The organism is Micromonospora sp. CNZ309 (genome assembly GCF_002846525.1).
Genome location: NZ_PJNG01000001.1, coordinates 4,981,904 through 4,996,771, shown reverse-complemented (window position 1 = coordinate 4,996,771; position 14,868 = coordinate 4,981,904). Strand labels below are relative to the sequence as shown.

At 68.3% G+C, this 14,868-nt stretch carries 15 protein-coding genes and 1 pseudogene; 9 read left to right on the top strand and 7 right to left on the bottom strand.

Annotated elements, in window-relative coordinates; genetic code table 11:
* Positions 1-114: 114 nt before the first annotated feature.
* Complete coding sequence (locus CLT72_RS21050) at positions 115-597, bottom strand: NUDIX domain-containing protein (protein WP_350822696.1); 483 nt, start codon at positions 595-597, stop codon at positions 115-117.
* Between the two features lie 300 nt (positions 598-897).
* Here CLT72_RS21050 and CLT72_RS21045 point away from each other — a divergent pair, with 300 nt between their 5' ends.
* The 3 genes from CLT72_RS21045 to CLT72_RS21035 all read left to right on the top strand — a co-directional run bounded on the left by CLT72_RS21045 (position 898) and on the right by CLT72_RS21035 (position 3,782).
* Complete coding sequence (locus tag CLT72_RS21045; RefSeq protein ID WP_101413253.1) at positions 898-2,250, top strand: helix-turn-helix domain-containing protein; 1,353 nt, start codon at positions 898-900, stop codon at positions 2,248-2,250.
* Positions 2,247-2,912 carry a 2'-5' RNA ligase family protein gene (locus CLT72_RS21040; RefSeq protein WP_101413252.1) on the top strand — a complete coding sequence of 222 codons (666 nt, stop codon included), beginning with the start codon at positions 2,247-2,249 and terminating at the stop codon, positions 2,910-2,912. The genes CLT72_RS21045 and CLT72_RS21040 overlap by 4 nt, the downstream gene beginning before the upstream one ends.
* A 180-nt stretch (positions 2,913-3,092) precedes the next feature.
* A complete protein-coding gene (locus CLT72_RS21035) occupies positions 3,093-3,782 on the top strand; it encodes a class IV adenylate cyclase (protein WP_101413251.1) in 690 nt (229 codons plus the stop codon).
* Between the two features lie 27 nt (positions 3,783-3,809).
* Here CLT72_RS21035 and CLT72_RS32970 read toward each other — a convergent pair.
* From CLT72_RS32970 to CLT72_RS21010, 5 genes and pseudogenes are all read right to left on the bottom strand, one after another.
* Positions 3,810-4,406, bottom strand: a pseudogene (locus CLT72_RS32970) (endonuclease/exonuclease/phosphatase family protein); the annotation flags it as partial.
* 28 nt (positions 4,407-4,434) lie between these two features.
* On the bottom strand, positions 4,435-5,049 hold the full coding sequence (gene tmk, locus CLT72_RS21025) for a dTMP kinase (RefSeq protein WP_158242052.1): 615 nt from the start codon (positions 5,047-5,049) through the stop codon (positions 4,435-4,437).
* Positions 5,046-6,149 (bottom strand): radical SAM protein, encoded by a 1,104-nt coding sequence (locus tag CLT72_RS32965; RefSeq protein WP_101413248.1) that lies wholly within the window; start codon positions 6,147-6,149, stop codon positions 5,046-5,048. The genes tmk and CLT72_RS32965 overlap by 4 nt, the downstream gene beginning before the upstream one ends.
* The gene (locus CLT72_RS21015; RefSeq protein ID WP_101413247.1) at positions 6,146-7,129 is read right to left on the bottom strand and encodes an aminoglycoside phosphotransferase family protein; all 984 of its coding nucleotides are present in this window, start codon (positions 7,127-7,129) and stop codon (positions 6,146-6,148) included. Before CLT72_RS21015 ends, CLT72_RS32965 begins: the two co-directional genes overlap by 4 nt.
* Entirely contained in the window at positions 7,126-7,665 is a 540-nt protein-coding gene (locus tag CLT72_RS21010) for an HD domain-containing protein (RefSeq protein WP_350822700.1), read from the bottom strand. The genes CLT72_RS21015 and CLT72_RS21010 overlap by 4 nt, the downstream gene beginning before the upstream one ends.
* A gap of 81 nt (positions 7,666-7,746) precedes the next feature.
* Between CLT72_RS21010 and CLT72_RS21005 the strand changes: the two genes are divergently transcribed.
* On the top strand, positions 7,747-8,193 hold the full coding sequence (locus tag CLT72_RS21005) for a hypothetical protein (RefSeq protein ID WP_101413245.1): 447 nt from the start codon (positions 7,747-7,749) through the stop codon (positions 8,191-8,193).
* Here the strand turns inward: CLT72_RS21005 and CLT72_RS21000 are convergent.
* Complete coding sequence (locus tag CLT72_RS21000; RefSeq protein WP_486484288.1) at positions 8,183-8,773, bottom strand: hypothetical protein; 591 nt, start codon at positions 8,771-8,773, stop codon at positions 8,183-8,185. The two genes, CLT72_RS21005 and CLT72_RS21000, sit on opposite strands and share 11 nt — an antisense overlap.
* Before the next feature lie 616 nt (positions 8,774-9,389).
* Between CLT72_RS21000 and CLT72_RS20995 the strand changes: the two genes are divergently transcribed.
* The 5 genes from CLT72_RS20995 (at position 9,390) to CLT72_RS20975 (ending at position 14,867) form a co-directional block, all read left to right on the top strand.
* Complete coding sequence (locus CLT72_RS20995) at positions 9,390-11,795, top strand: sensor histidine kinase (RefSeq protein ID WP_144082291.1); 2,406 nt, start codon at positions 9,390-9,392, stop codon at positions 11,793-11,795.
* The gene (locus CLT72_RS20990) at positions 11,792-12,193 is read left to right on the top strand and encodes a roadblock/LC7 domain-containing protein (protein ID WP_101413242.1); all 402 of its coding nucleotides are present in this window, start codon (positions 11,792-11,794) and stop codon (positions 12,191-12,193) included. Before CLT72_RS20995 ends, CLT72_RS20990 begins: the two co-directional genes overlap by 4 nt.
* Positions 12,194-12,255: 62 nt before the next feature.
* Entirely contained in the window at positions 12,256-12,834 is a 579-nt protein-coding gene (locus CLT72_RS20985; RefSeq protein ID WP_199184783.1) for a GTP-binding protein, read from the top strand.
* 8 nt (positions 12,835-12,842) lie between these two features.
* Positions 12,843-14,039: an ABC transporter substrate-binding protein gene (locus CLT72_RS20980; protein WP_101413240.1), complete on the top strand. Its 1,197-nt coding sequence runs from the start codon at positions 12,843-12,845 to the stop codon at positions 14,037-14,039.
* A 12-nt stretch (positions 14,040-14,051) separates the two neighbouring features.
* Positions 14,052-14,867 (top strand): class I SAM-dependent methyltransferase, encoded by an 816-nt coding sequence (locus CLT72_RS20975; protein WP_101413239.1) that lies wholly within the window; start codon positions 14,052-14,054, stop codon positions 14,865-14,867.
* Position 14,868: the final 1 nt, after the last annotated feature.

Here is a 14,868-nt window from a genome sequence, read left to right as displayed (position 1 = left end):
GGGCTGGGCACGGCGGTATTCGTGAACGGCGGGGTTACGCAGGTATCCCGCCAGTGGCGGCGGCTTGTGCCGTCGAGGCTTCTTCCGAGGGAGAAGGCTCCGGGTGCTCTGCGCTTAGGTAACCCGGACGCCGTCTTCGAGGTAGTAGCTGCAACTGTCAGCTCGGGCCTGCAGCGCCTGTGTGATCCGCCGGGCCAGCAACGGCTGCAGCCGCCGCGCGAACTGTGGCGGATCCGACCACGCCCAGCCCTTCAGCTCGCCGGGCGGCACCACGATCCGCCTCGCCATGGTGGCATCGAGGGTGCCGCCGTCATAAATGACCATGACGCCCTCGACCCAGCCGCGCTGTGCCGACACCCAGTCCATGACGAGCAGCCGACCCGGCGTCAGCTCCAGACCGAGTTCCTCACGGCACTCCCGGATCACGGCCTGGTAAGGCGACTCGTCAGCCTCGACGCACCCGCCGGGGATTTCCCACTCCACCTTGTAGGCCGGTTCGACCAACAGCACGCGCTCGTCGGGGTCGGTGATCAGCAACCCGGTGGCCATCCGCTTACGAGGCAGGCCGGCGGTGAAGTCACGGTCTTCGGAGGGCATGCAGGGACGGTAGGACGTCCCTCGCCCGACACGCCCGCAGCGCCGTGCGCCGACAATGTCGGCAGACACCGACACCAACTCCGACAAAACTTTGACAACACGGCCCGACCACAGGCAGCGCCGATCCTGATAATGAGCACCTGACGAGGCTGTGTGATGCCCCGGCGGCTACCGGTCATGCCGGTGCCTGGCCCAAACCCTCGGCAACGCGCGGCCGGTCCGGGAAGTGTCACAAGCGGCAGCTATGGTCTGCACGCATCGTGACCGCATCGTCCGTAGGCGACCGGGGGGGTAGCAGCGATGGATGACAGCGACGAGATCAAGACCGCCCGCCGCGCGCTCGGCTGTCGGCTCGCCCAGCTACGCAAGGCCGCCGGTCACACCCAGCATGGCTTCGCCCGACTCGTGCAGTACGGGCGCAGCTCCGTGGCGAACACGGAAACCGGCCACCAGCACCCTGACCGAGCGTTCTGGGCCCGCTGCGACACCGTCCTGCAGACCGGGGGCGCGCTCGTCGAGGAGTACGACCGCATCACCGAGCGCGACCGTCAGCAACGCCGCTCATCGGCGCTCCAGAACGCCAACGCCACGTCCCGGCCGGTGACGCCCACTCACGCCGGCCCCGACGACCCTGAACCCGACGACAGTGCCGTTCTGTGGGAAGGCGAGGACAGCATCAACGGCCGCCGGCTGGCGCTGACATCCTCTACCGACGACGCCCGCCTCGAATACCTCGAGAACGAGATCCGGCAAGCGATCGCCGACAACGAACGCCTCACCCCCGCAAACCTCATGGCACGTATGCGACCCCTACGTGCCTACGTCGACCAACTCATGGCAGGCCGGCAGCATCCACCGCAACGCGCCCGGCTCTACACCGCCGCCGCCCGCCTGTCCGGACTCCTCGGCGCGCTCGCCCTGGACCTCGGCGCGTTCGGCGTGGCGCACGCGTACGCTGCCGAAGCGTTCGACCTCGCCGACGCCGCCGAACAGCCCGACGTGCAAGCCTGGGCGCGGGCCACACAAAGCCTGATCGCCTTCTACGCCGGTGAGTATCACGACGCGCTGGCCTACGCCCAGGACGGCCTGCGCCGTGCCGGCACCAGCGGGCACCGAATCCGGCTCACGATCAACGGCCAGGCGCGCGCCCTGGCCCGTCTCGGCGACCGGTACGGCGTCGACCGGGCCGTCGACCGCGCATTCACGATGCTGTCCGACCACCCCACCGGCTCGGCGGTCAGCGAGAGCCTCACCCTCGGCCCGTACTGCCAGGCCAGAACCGCAGCCAACGCGGCTACCGCCTACCTGGCCCTCGGCCGCACCGCCGGCGTCACCGACTACCTCACCACCGCCATCACCGCGTTCGACACCGCAGGCCTGGCCGGCCCGCGAGCACTGAGCCGCCTCGACCTTGCCACCGCGCACCTGCACACCGACAATCCCGACCCCGACCAGGCAGCCGCCCTCGCGATGGAAGCGCTCACCCTCACCGCCGACCAGCGCTTCGAGTCGGTCCACCAACGCGCCCGCCAGTTCCTCGGCGCAGCCCAGCCCTTCGCCCGCCATCCACATTTACGGCAGGTCGCCGACGTGCTCGCCGACCGTTCGCAGATCGGTGCCACGACAGCGCCCGCTCTACCATCACTGTCATGAGCAGCCGGGAACTGGCAAGCCTGCACGAGCGTTGGACCACCTACCAGGACCTGCCCGAACTCACCAACCACTGGTACTGGCGCCCCGGCTGGCGAGCTGATCGCCAGTTCTACACCTGGCACCTCACCTTCGAGCAGCAACCCGAACTCCACCACCTCGTCACCGGCCTCCAACACAAGCTGGCGCTGCCCGGGCTGGACTTGGTGCCGCTCGACGGACTTCACCTGACCATGCAGGGCCTCGGCTTCACCGACGAGGTCACCGACGCAGACGTCAGCGCGATCGTCGCCGAAGCCCGGAAACGCTGCACCGGCATTCCGCCGCTGGAGTTTTCCCTCGGCCCGGTCGACCCCGACGCCGAGGGAATCGGCCTCCTTGTCCGCCCCTGGGACCGCGTGGAACACCTCCGCGCCACGATCCGAGACGCCATCGGCGCGGTCTGGCCTACCGTTCCCGAGCCCGCCCAGGGGTTCCGGCCGCACGTCACCCTCGCCTACAGCGGCTCACCAGCACCCACCGAACCGATACGGGACACGCTGGCCCAACTCCGCGACCGGCCCGCAGCGCGGGTAAAGATCCGTGAGGTGCCGCTGATCGCGCTACGGCGAGAGGGCCGCACCTATCGATGGACCACTGTGGCGACGGTGCCCCTAACAGGGTGACTTTGATCGCCAGGGCGCCACCTGCGGGAGGAGCGGAAAAGGGCCGCACCGAGGGCGTGGCAGGGGCCATCGGCCGGGAATGGGGGGCTGGAAGCAACGACGTCAGCTCATATATCTCGGGCTGAAATCTCGAAAGCGTGGCGGTAAGGCAGCTCGTTGCGAGGTGTATAGGCTCCAGCGGTGCAAGAGGTTGAGGTCAAATATCTGGTAAGCGACGAATCGGCGCTACTCTCGGCTCTGGCTGGCCAGGGCATTCGGTTGTCGGAGCCGGTGCGCCAGGACGATCAGGCGTACGCTCCCGCCAGTTGGCGGTACGGGATGTCGAAGCGCAACGTGACCTTCGCGCGGCTGCGTACGCAGTCCGGTCGGCACCTATTCACCGTCAAGCGCCCGCTGGACAACGAACTCGCCTGCGTGGAGCACGAGACCGTCGTGGCCGATCGAGCGCAGATGCACGACGCTCTGCTGATCATGGGTTTCGTGCCGACCGTCCGCATTACCAAGACCCGGAGAACCGGCACCTGGGGTGAGGTGACGGTCTGCGTGGACGTCGTTGGCGGACTGGGCGTCTTCCTTGAGGTGGAGACGATGGCGGGGGAGAACGACGCAGGCACCGAGACGCAGGAGAGACTGCATTCCCAGGTTGTGGCGCTGGGCGTAGCGGTCGAGCGTGTGACGCACACCTATGACTCCCTGCTTCGGGCCCGCTCGAACGGCGAGGGGCGTTCAGAAGAGGGTTTGCGCCGCGAGTACGGTCCGGCGTCTGTCGGGCACGAGGACGTCGATGGTGATGGCGTGCGCGGCGTGGTCGGTGAGCCCGTCCAGACGTGGTTCGTGCAGGTAGGCGGCGGCGGTCACGTGGGGCAGTAGCCCGGGGCCGGCGTGGAGGTAGTCGAAGCGGTATCCGTTGCCATTACGGCTGATCCAGGTGTGTGCCTGGGCGCCTGGGTGAAGATGCTGGTGGGTGTCGGTGAGCCCGAGGGCGTCGAGGGCGTCGAGGAAGTCGTACTCGAAGGAGAGGAAGCCGGGGTAGCGGGGTTGGTGGTCGCGGCTGATGACGTTGTAGTCGCCGCCGAGCAGGAGATGGTTCCGATCGGTAGGAGCGAGCCGGGCCAGGGTGTTCTGGACCGTGGTGAGGAACGCGCGCTTTTTGGCGACTTTGGCGGGCGCGCGGTCACTGGAGGGCACGTAGAGGCCGAGCACGGTGACGGCGGGGTCGGTGCCGAGAACGGTGGCAGGGGCTCTGCCGGGCAGGCTGATTCCGGCGGTCAGGTGCGGTGCCGGGTGGCTGGGGACGCGGGTGGCGATGGCGCATCCACGGTCGCCGTCGGGCGATGGATGGTGAGTGATGGTCAGGCCGGCGGCGCTCAGCTCGGTGAGGAGCTGACGGGTGCCGGGACCGTTGCTGGTCTCGGTCAGGATGATGACGTCGTCGTCGCGGGCCAGGAGCCAGGTGAGCAGGCGTTGCGCGCGGGCTGGGGCGGCGGCCTGCATGTTGATCGTCAGAGCGGACAGCACTGGGTTAGGCCTCGCTGGTTAAGAGCGTGTCGGCGGGTATGAGGTTGAGGATAGTGCTCACGATTTGATCGGGGGTTAGTCCTGCGCAGGCAATGGTGTGTTGGCGCCATTCCTGGCGGTGCAGGTGTCGGGCCGCGTCTCGATAGAGGGCAAGTTCCTTCTCAGGTGAGCCGGCGCGTTCGAGGCGGGTCAGGTGCGCTCGCGCGGCGAGTCGGGCCCGGATGATGTCGGGGTCGTCTTCGAGGTAGATGACGGTGGCGGGAAGAACGTAGCGGTTGTAAGACCAGATTTCGGCGAGGTCGAGGCCGTCGACGCGTTGCAGGACCAGCGAGGAGGCGACGTACCGGTCGGTGACGACGTGGAAGCCGTCATCGAGGCGAGGGATGATCTCGTTTTCGATATGTGCGGCGCGGTCGGCGGCGAGGGCGAGGGCGAGGGCTTTGCCGTGAAGGAAGTCTTCCTGGCGGCGTAGGAGCTGCCCTAGCGGTGTGCGGGTGGGTTCTGCGGTCAGGTGCACGCCAGCGGGACCGAGGTCGGCGAGGCGGTCGGCGAGGAGGCGGGAGATGGTGCTCTTGCCGACTCCGTTGGGGCCTTCGATGGCGATGAACAGGTTGATCACTTCTTCGCGACGGCGAGGGGCAGCAGACGTCGGCCGTCGGACCCGGTGACCGGGCACTGCTCGGTGTCGACCTCGCCGATGCGCCCGCCGGCCGCCACGACCGCGGCGGGGCAGCCCTTGCCGCACTGCCCAGTGAGTGCGCAAGAGCCGCAGGTCGGGTTGGCGCCAGGCTCGTAGCGGGTGTGGAAGACGTGGCTATCCAGGTTGGCGGTGACGTCTTTGTCGAGGATGTTGCCGGCTAGGAACTCGGTGTCGTGGTGTTGGGACAGTGGCGTGCGGGCGGCGAAGACGAGGTACGGGCAGATCGCGACTTGCCCGTCGACGAAGACGTAGATCAGCTTGCCGGCGTCGCAGCCTCCCAGAGGCAGCTCGTCGTTGGGAAATCGGATCCGGACGAGGTCGAGCTGGTCGGCGAAACGGTCGGTCACGGCGCGGATTGCGTTCATCGCTGCTGCCGGGGCGGCGAGCCGGCTGCGGCTTTTCACCCCTCGCCCGAAGGACGACAGGGGGTTCATCAACACGTACTCGGCGCCAACCTCAACGCCGAAGGCGCACAGGTCAGCGAACTCCTCAGGCGTGGTCAGTGCGTTCGGGGTCGACAGGAGACCTTTGAGTAGGCCGGCATCGGCGAACTTCCGGGTGGTGGCGAGTGTGGTGGCGAACGACGACCGATCGCCACGGAACTTGCCGTGGCTTTCAGGGCGGAATCCGTCGAAGGACACGTTGATGTGGACGTTCCCCATCGCGGCCAGGGCCGCGATGTCCTCGTCGCTACTCTGCGTCGCGTTCGTGCATATGCCCACGGGCAGGCCCTGGTCGGTCACTGCTCGGCAGAGGCCGAGGAAGTCGGGATGGACGAAAGGCTCACCGCCGGTGAGCGTGATGCGCTCGACGCGGGCGTCGAGCAGCCGGGGTAGGACGCGGGAGGTGAAGTCCACCAGTGGCAGATCGGCTCCCTCGGCGGTGGAAGAGACGAAGCAGTGGGCGCAGTGCAGGTTGCACCGCTCGGTGATCTGCACCAACGCCTTGCGGCCGTCCCCGCCTACCGAGGTGCGGAAGTAGCAGGACGACGCGTGGGTGTCGACGATGAGACGCTTCATGATGATCTCTCCGCTTTCAGTGGTGGGCAGGCGGTGCCCGGGTCCGGTGACGACGTGTCGAGCAGGTGGGCGGCCCCACGCAGCTGTCGGAGCACGACGTGCGCGTGGCGACGGTCGGTGTCGGGGCGGTGGTGCCCGGCGGCAGTGGTGGTGAGCAACCACCAGGCCGCCCACACCCGGTGCCAACCCAACGCCCAGCGGGCCGCGGGTAGCCCACCGCGGTCGGCTTCGGCGTCGGGGTGCCCGCCTGCGGCGACGTAGGCGCGGATAAGACGAGTGAGCGGTCGAGGCTCGGGAGGCGTGCGAGTGCCGAACCAGGTGGCCAGGTCGAGCAACCCCGGCCCGATGAATGCCTTGGCCCAATCGACGAGGTGACATCCGGTGCGGTTGACATGCAGTGAGGTGCGATGGAACTCGCCGTGGCACAGCCCAAACGGTGGCCGCTCAGTGCCCTCGGCCAAGCGCGGTGCGATGGTGGCAAGTCGCCGCAGTACCGACCCGATCTGGTGCCTGGTATCGGTGTAGCGGCCCTGCCGACGAAGCGCGTCCAGCGCATCGAGTGCTTGCCTGGGCAGGTGCGTCAGACCGGCCTGGTCGAAGATCGCCAGCCCGGCGATGCCGTCAACGGCGTGGACCCAGCGGGCTGCCGCGGCAGCTTCCGCTGACGTTGCGGTGCGGCTGGCTTGGCCGAGGTCGTCCATCAGCATGCCCAGGCCATCGGGGCGCATCGTGTAGCCGTGCAGCACGGGAACGGCGGATTCTCGCTCGTTGAGCGCACGCAGCACGGTTGCCTCGCCGGTAAATGGTGCGGCGGCGATTTTGCAGACCAGGCTGCCGCCGTCGGCAAAGGACCAGCGCTCGACAGACGACAGCTCCCACTCCTGGATGAGCTGTCGTCGGATCGGAGCGCGCCGCGCTGCGGCGAGCAGGTCGCCCCGAAGCTGCGCGACGAGGCCCTCGTCGAGGCCGGCGCTGGTCACCGCGCACCCGCGCCCGGGAATCTGGCGGTCCGTTCGAATTGGGCGAGAATGGCGTCGAGGTGCGCCGACATGCTGGCTGGCACCCGAGGATGCGCGCAACGCTGAAAGGCTCGGAAGTACGGAAGCAGCCCGCACAACACCGGACGCTGGGCGAAGAAGCCCAGGGCGTCGCCGGTAGCGCGAGCCCGCCGCAGCAGGGACGTCAAAGCGACGATCTTGTCAGCGGTGGAGGCGAGCACCACCGACTGGTCATCAATGCGGATGGGCGGGTCAGGTTCGTCGAGAGCCCGATGCTCGGCCTGGAGAGCAGCGATGATCCGTGGGACCTCGGCACCGTAACCAGTAGCGAGGACCTGGTAGATATCCGGCTCCGCCGGGGCGAGGTCCGGAGCATCGTGCAGCAGCGCCGCGACGATCACTTCCCACGGTGGGGCGGGCGCGTGGTGACCGATGATCACCGCGACCCGAACCGCGTGAACCAAGGCCGGCCTGTCATCAATGGTGTGCCCCGCGCACCACCGACGGGCGTCCTGCAAGGCGCGGTCGATAACGACAGACCGTGGAGGCGATAAAACCGTCATAGCCTGATACCTCCTGATTGTCGTACGATCGGCGCCATGTCAGGGCCCCTTCCGCAGTGGTGTGAACAGACCTGCGTCGTGTGTCCGGCACAGCAACTCGGGCCGGGCCAGTTCGACGTGGTCGACCGGCCAGGACCCGAGTTCGCCTACCGCCCCAACCTCGGCTGGCGGGCCAGCGCCGAGGGCGTCGCCGTCTGCGTCCACCCCTTCCGGGTGGGACTTCCCGCCGGCCGGTACGCCTCACAGGGGGAGCCAATCCCTGATCAGACGTCCCGGCCAGCGCCGACACCGGCGGCACTGGAGCTACCTGCCGACGTGGTGGACCTGGAAGGCTGGCTCGTCGCCGTGCTGCGGGACGCACCCGCCGAAGGGATCTTCACCGCGGTAACCCGTGCCGAACGGCTGGCCGCCGAACGGTTCGGCGCGAAGCAGGCGGTGGCGGCCCTACGACGGGTGCTGTCGGTGGAGTTGACTAACCGCTGACCCCGACACCAACCGGTTCAGGCCGGTCGAAGTCAAAGTCGTGGCTGCGCCCGTCCGGGCCAAGGCCGGCCGCCTGGTAGTGCTTGTTGAGCAGGTTGAGCCGCCGGCTCACCTCGACAGAATCCAGCCAGTACCGCAGCGGCTGCTCTCCCCAGCCGGCGGCGGCGTAGTAGGCGTCGGTGACGCAGCCGCGGGTGTAAGTGAACTCCTCCAACTCCGTGGCGTGAGGGAAGACAACGCCCAAGTCGGTCTGCATACGCGTCATCAGCGTGAACTGCGCGAGCACCGCGTGGATCATCTCGTCCACCGGCGCCGGCACCAACAGCTCGGCCGCCTCCTCGTCGCCACCGGTCAGCTCGAACACCGCTGCCTTCAGCGCGAGCACGCGCAACGCCTCGCCCAGCAACGGACCGGCGTCCCGCTCCAGTGACCAGCGACTGATTGCCGGGTAGCCGGTGAACGTCGCCCAACACGTGGAGTACCTCATCGACGAGCTGTGCAACCGGTCGTAGGCCGGGTGCACCCGCATCTTGCCGAGAATCACGGCGGCCAGACGGCCAACCTTCCCGACCTCCGGCATAGACGAACTGGTCATAGTGCATCCCTCCCAAGGGGCAGTGGACACAAGGGAGACCGTGACGCCACGCGGCGACCGCAGCCCCTCACCGCTACAAGACCGACGCGGCGGTGACCAAAACATCAGAAGCCGCCGCTGCCTGTGTCGATAAGGGATATCGGCCACCTTCGACAATCTGCCGACAATCCCCGCTGCCGGACGCGGTGGACGTCCCCGCCGCCTAGATTGTCGGCGGAATGTCGTAACTGGCTTCCAGGACTGGCCGACATTGATGAATCTCGCCTTAGGTCGCTCTATGCCGGCGTCAGCGCCGCCGCTGCACTGCTATTCGTCAGCCAGCGAAACCAACTCATCGAGGAAAGGTTGCCGTGCCCGTTGCCAGGAGGCTCAAGAACCTCATCTGGCCAACGCATCCCAGCGAACTGCCGTGTCGACGGACCACGCCTAGCTCTACCCGACGGTCGCCAGGGTGCCGCGAGGGCGTTCCGACAGAACACGTGTCAGCACGCCGCTCCACGCTGAAGGAGGAGTTGTGAGGCGTTCAGCCTCCCAGACGCCATTAGTCCTCGGTCTGCCTCGGTGGCGCCTGCAGGACAGACGGATCCGTACCAAGCTGGCTTTGCTGTTGGCGCTGCCGTTGATGGCGACTGTTGCCTTGACTGGGATTTCGGCTGCGGGTGCTGCGTCGGCTGCGATGCAGGCCGAGCAGTCGCGGCAGTTTGTTGCGCTGGGTGGGACGGCGGGTCAGCTGGCCGCGCAGTTGCAGCGTGAACGGACGGCTGCTGCCCTAGTCCTCGCCCGCGGCAGCAACGGGGTAGCCGTCGACAGTTACCGCCGGCAGATCGCCCTGACGGATGGTGTGATCACGCAGTTCGACGAGGCGCGGCGCAGCGTGCGCGTGCCCCAGATCTTGCAGGGGCCTCTGCGGCGTGTTGAGGAGCAGTTGGCGAACTTGGGGCCGTTGCGGCAGCAGGTGCAGGTGGGGCCGGATGCGACGAGCAGTTTGGTGGTGTTCAGGTATCGGGCGGTGGTGGCTGACCTGTTGGCCTACCGGCAGGGGTTGTCGCAGGTGGGTGTTGACGCGCAGACGGGCAACGATCTGCGGGCTGCTGCCTCGTTGTCGCAGGCGGTCGAGTCGCTGGGGTTGATGCAGGTTGCTGTGGTGCGCTCGCTTGGCGGGGGACGCCTGACGCCGGCGGGGCAGCAAGAAATCGTTGGCGCGGATGTCGGCTTCACCGAGGCGATGCAGGCTTTTCGCGCCCTGGCGCCGGCGCGATGGCAGGCCCGGGTCAATGCCCGGGTGAGCGGTCGCACCGTGCTTGAGGCTGAGCGGTTGCAGGGTGTGGTGGCTCGTACGACGCAGGGAGCATCTCTGCGGCTCGGTGTCAGCGCCTCCGGATGGGCGGCGGCAGTGGGTGCTCGGATGGATCTTCTGCACGCGGCCGAGGATGAGTTGGACGCGGAGCTACTGGCGGCGGTGACCCAGCGCCGTGATGAGCAGCGGCGCACGATCGTGTTGCTGTCGGTGACAGTGGTGGCGTGCCTGGCCGTGATGGTGGCGGTGGGCTGGTGGATGACCCGGTCAATGACGGGCTCGTTGCAGCGCCTGCGCGCTGGGGCGCATTCGGTCGCGGCGGATCGGCTGCCGCGGATGGTCGCGCAACTCGGTGGCGATCATCCAGACCAGGCCACGATCGAAGGACTGATGGCGCAGGCGGCCGAGCCAATCGCGGTGGACGGGCGCGATGAGGTGGGGCAGGTCGCTGACGCCTTCAACCGGGTGTCGTTGGCTGCGGTGCGGATTGCTGGTGAGCAGGCGGCGCTGCGTGCCACCGTGGCGGGCATCTTCCTGTCGCTGTCACGTCGGCTGCAGTTACGTGCGGACCGGATGATGGTCAACCTGGACGCGTTGGAGCGCAACGAGGAAGACCCGGACCGCTTGGAGAAGCTGTTCGACCTTGACCACGTCGCCACGTTGATCCGCCGGATGACGGCCAATCTGCAGGTGCTGGCAGGGGGGCGTGCGGGGCGCCCGACGCCCGAACCGGTGCCACTGCCGGATCTGCTGCGCGCCGCCGGCAGCGAAATCGACGACTATAAACGCGTCGAACCCGGAGACATCGATGGTGACGTCTTGGTAGGCCGGGACGTTGCCGAGGAACTGATGCACCTGGTGGCCGAGTTGCTGGACAACGCCACCAAGTTCTCCGCTCCTGACACTCCCGTCCTGGTGGAGGGAAGCCGCGTCGGGGACTTGCTGCATCTACAGGTCCGCGATTACGGCATCGGGATGCGGGAAGCGGAGCTACAGGCCGCTCGCGACCGGGTGACGCACCCCCACCACATGGATCGTGCCACGACCCAGCAGATGGGCCTGCCCGTGGTCGGGCGGATCGCCACCCGTCTTGGCATCACAGTCCAGATCCGCTCGGACTTCGGCGAGGGCACCCGTGTCGACGTCACGCTCGCCTCGCATCAGTTCACGGTGACGAAGGCAGAACGGCTGGCGGCGCCGCCGCGAGCGCTGGCGGACGAGCGGACCCGTGAGCTACCCGCAATTCCCGCCCGACCTGCACCGCCGGCAGAGAGGCAGCCGCCAGCGACATGGCCTCCTGCCGTGCGGGCGCTGCCCGCGACGCCCGCACCCGCGCCAACGCCGGTCGGGCCGCCACCGCCGCTGGCGATTTTCGACGCAGTGCGATCCGACCCGCGCCACTCGTGGTTCACCTCCGCGCCTGGCGACGGTGCGGCGCAGGGCGGTCCCGCGATGCCGGCTCGCTGGAAAGCTGCCGCCGAGGCGGCGTTGGCGGCAGCGACTGACCCAGCGACCGAAACCACCTCGCACGGGCTACCGGTGCGCCGTCCAGGCCGACGAGTGATTCCGCCCGTCGCGCCCGGTGCGCAAGCACCGGTGCCGGCTCAACGTGATCCCGAGGCGCTGCGCCGGCAGATGTCCGCGATCGACAGCGCGCTCGGTGCGGCCGGGCGCCGCACCCAACACCCCTTGAAGGAGTTCCCCCGATGACTCGGCCCGCGCGTTCGAACTGGAACTTCCTGCTCGACCAGCTCTGCACCACGCCAGGCGTCGCGCACGCCGTCGCGGTGTCCACCGACGGCCTGTTGCTGGCCCGCAGCACCGGCCTGGCCAAGGACCGTGCCGACCAGCTCGCGGCGTTCACTGCCGGACTTGCCAGCTTGACCAGCGGCATGGCATCGCTCATGGAGGCCGGCACGGTGGAACAGACCGTCGTGGACATGGGTAGTGGCCGGCTGGCTGTCATGTCGATCGGTGACGGCTCGGTGCTCACCGCGCTTGCGGACAAAGAGGCGGACATGGGGCAGGTCGTCTACGAGATGGCCATGCTGATCAACCGGGTCGGTGGGGCATTGACGCCCGAGCAGCGAGCCGTGCAGCGGGTATGACGGCCTCTCGACAGCGATCCGGGCCCGTGTCCCGGCAGCGCGCCGGCTTTGCCGAGAGCGAGATGCGCCGTGTCGCTTCGGCGAAGATCGTGGTCGCGGGTGGCTTCGGCTCCGGGAAGACCACGTTCGTTGGGGCGATCTCCGAGATCACGCCGTTGCGCACGGAGGCGGTCATGACGGCTGCCAGCGTGGGAGTTGACGACACCGTCGCGGTGCCGGAGAAGACGACGACGACTGTCGCGATGGACTTCGGTCGGATCACCATCGACGACACGCTGATTCTCTATCTGTTCGGCACTCCGGGGCAGGACCGGTTCTGGTTCATGTGGGACGAGGTGTGCCGGGGAGCGATCGGCGCGGTTGTCCTGGCCGATACCCGCCGCCTGAATGACTGCTTCGCGGCCATCGACTACTTCGACGCCCAGCAGGTGCCGTTCGCGGTGGCGATCAACGCCTTCCCTGCGGCGCCCCGCTTCGCCGAGGCGGAGCTGCGTCAGGCGCTCAACGTGCCCGACACGGTGCCGCTGCTGCACTGCGACGCCCTCGACCGCGCCCAGGTCCGCCAGACGCTCATCACGCTGGTCGAGCACGCCATCACCCTGCGGCGCACCCAAGCCCACCACCATCCCCAACCCCGATGAGGAGCCCCATGATCCGCCGACGACCCGTCACCCGCCTACTCGCCACCGCTGCCGCCGCGACCATCCTCGCCGCTGCGGCTGGGTGCTCCGGCTCCAGCATCGACGACTCGACCGCCGGGGGCACGATCAAGATCGGTCTGCTGGTGCCGCAGTCCGGCCCGTACAAGGCCATCGGTGATGACCTCGTCAAGGGCTGGCAGCTCTACCTCGACACCCACGACGGCAAGCTCGGCGGCCACCGGGTGCAGGTCGTCACCGCCGACGAGGCCGAGGGTAAGCAGTCCGCGCTCAACGCCGCCCGCAAGCTGCTGGACAAGGACAAGGTGACGGTCATCGCCGGCACCGGCAGCGCCGACGCCGTGGAATCCATCAAGACCCTGGTCACCGAACGGAAGGTTCCGTTCGTGGGCACCGGCGGCCGGCCGTCCACGCTGACCGACGTCTCCTACATCTGGCACACGTCGTGGCTATCGCGGGAGACCGGGCAGGCCATTGCCGAGCACGTGCATACCACGGTGGACGGGCCGGTCTATGTCATCGGCCCGGACTACCAGGGCGGCTACGACCAGATCGGCGGCTTCGTCGACACCTTCGTCAAGGCCGGGGGGAAGCTCGCCAACGACGACGGCAAGCCGGCCTGGACGCCGTGGCCGGGCACGACGAACTTCCTGCCGTACCTGAACAAGATCGCCTCCAGCGGCGCGAAGGCCGTGTACTGCTTCTACGCGGGCACGATGGCCGTCGACTTCGTCAAGCAGTACGAGCAGGCCGGGCTCAAGGGCAAGGTCCCGCTGTACGGGACGGGGTTCCTGACCGAGGGCAGCGTCCTGGCGGCCCAAGGCGCCGCCGCCGACGGGGTGCAGACGGTGCTGAACTACGCCGCGAACCTTGACAACGCCGCGAACCGTGCGTTCGCCCCGGCCTATCAGCAGAAGCATCAGACGGCGCCGAACCTGTACAACGTCACCGGCTACGACGCCGCGCTCGTGCTCGACGGCGCGATTACCGCCGCGGGTGACAAGCCGACCAGCGAGTCGATCAACGAGGCGATCGGGAAGCTCGGCGCGATCGACAGCCCCCGCGGGCAGTGGCGCTTCGGCGCCAACCACAGCCCGATCCAGCCCTGGTACCTGCGCAAGGTCCAGAACGACGGCCGGGCCCGCGCCAACGTCGTCGTGCAGAACCTCACCACTCTCGGCAGCTAGGAGCCCAATCTCATGACCGCAGCACCCGACGCCGCCGTGGACGGCCGGTACACCTTCGACAACGCCACCAGCGAGGCCGCACGGCAGGTGCGCCTGCTCGCGGAGATCCTCGACCCGCACTCCACCGACGTGCTCGCCCGTACCGGGGTGGAGAGCGGTTGGCGGTGCCTCGACCTGGGCACCGGCGCCGGCACCGTCGCTACCTGGCTCGCCGCACAGGTCAGTCCTGCCGGACGTGTCGTGGCTCTCGACGCCGACCCCCGGCACGTCGCTACCCACGAGCTGATCGACGTGCGTACCGGTGACGTCACCACCGTCGACCTCGGCGAGCGGGAGTACGACCTGGTACACGCTCGCTTGCTGTTGATGCATCTGCCTCAACGCGAGCAGGTCCTGCGCCGCGCCGTCGGAGCGCTCAAGCCCGGCGGGGTGCTGGTGATCTCCGAGTGGGACTGCACCCGCCTCGACGAGATGCTGCTGCGTGGCCGGGCCGACCTCGCCGAGGCGTTCCTGGCTTTCCAGACTGCCCTGGTGGGCCTGGCCGTCGACAACGGCGCGTCGGTCAGTTGGGCGCACCGTGTGCCGGTGGCGATGCGCGACGCCGGCCTCGTTGACGTCGAGGCCGAGGTCCACAACCGGCTGTGGTCCGGGGGAGAGCCGGGGTGTCTGCTGCATGCCAGCAACAGCCGCCAGATGCAGGCGGCGCTGCTCGCGCGCGGCATGAGCTCGGCGCAGCTGGAGACGCTGCGCGACGGGATGGACGACCCGGACACCCTCGCGTGGTCCTACCCGATGGTCACCACCGTCGGCCGCCGGGCCGAGGACTGAC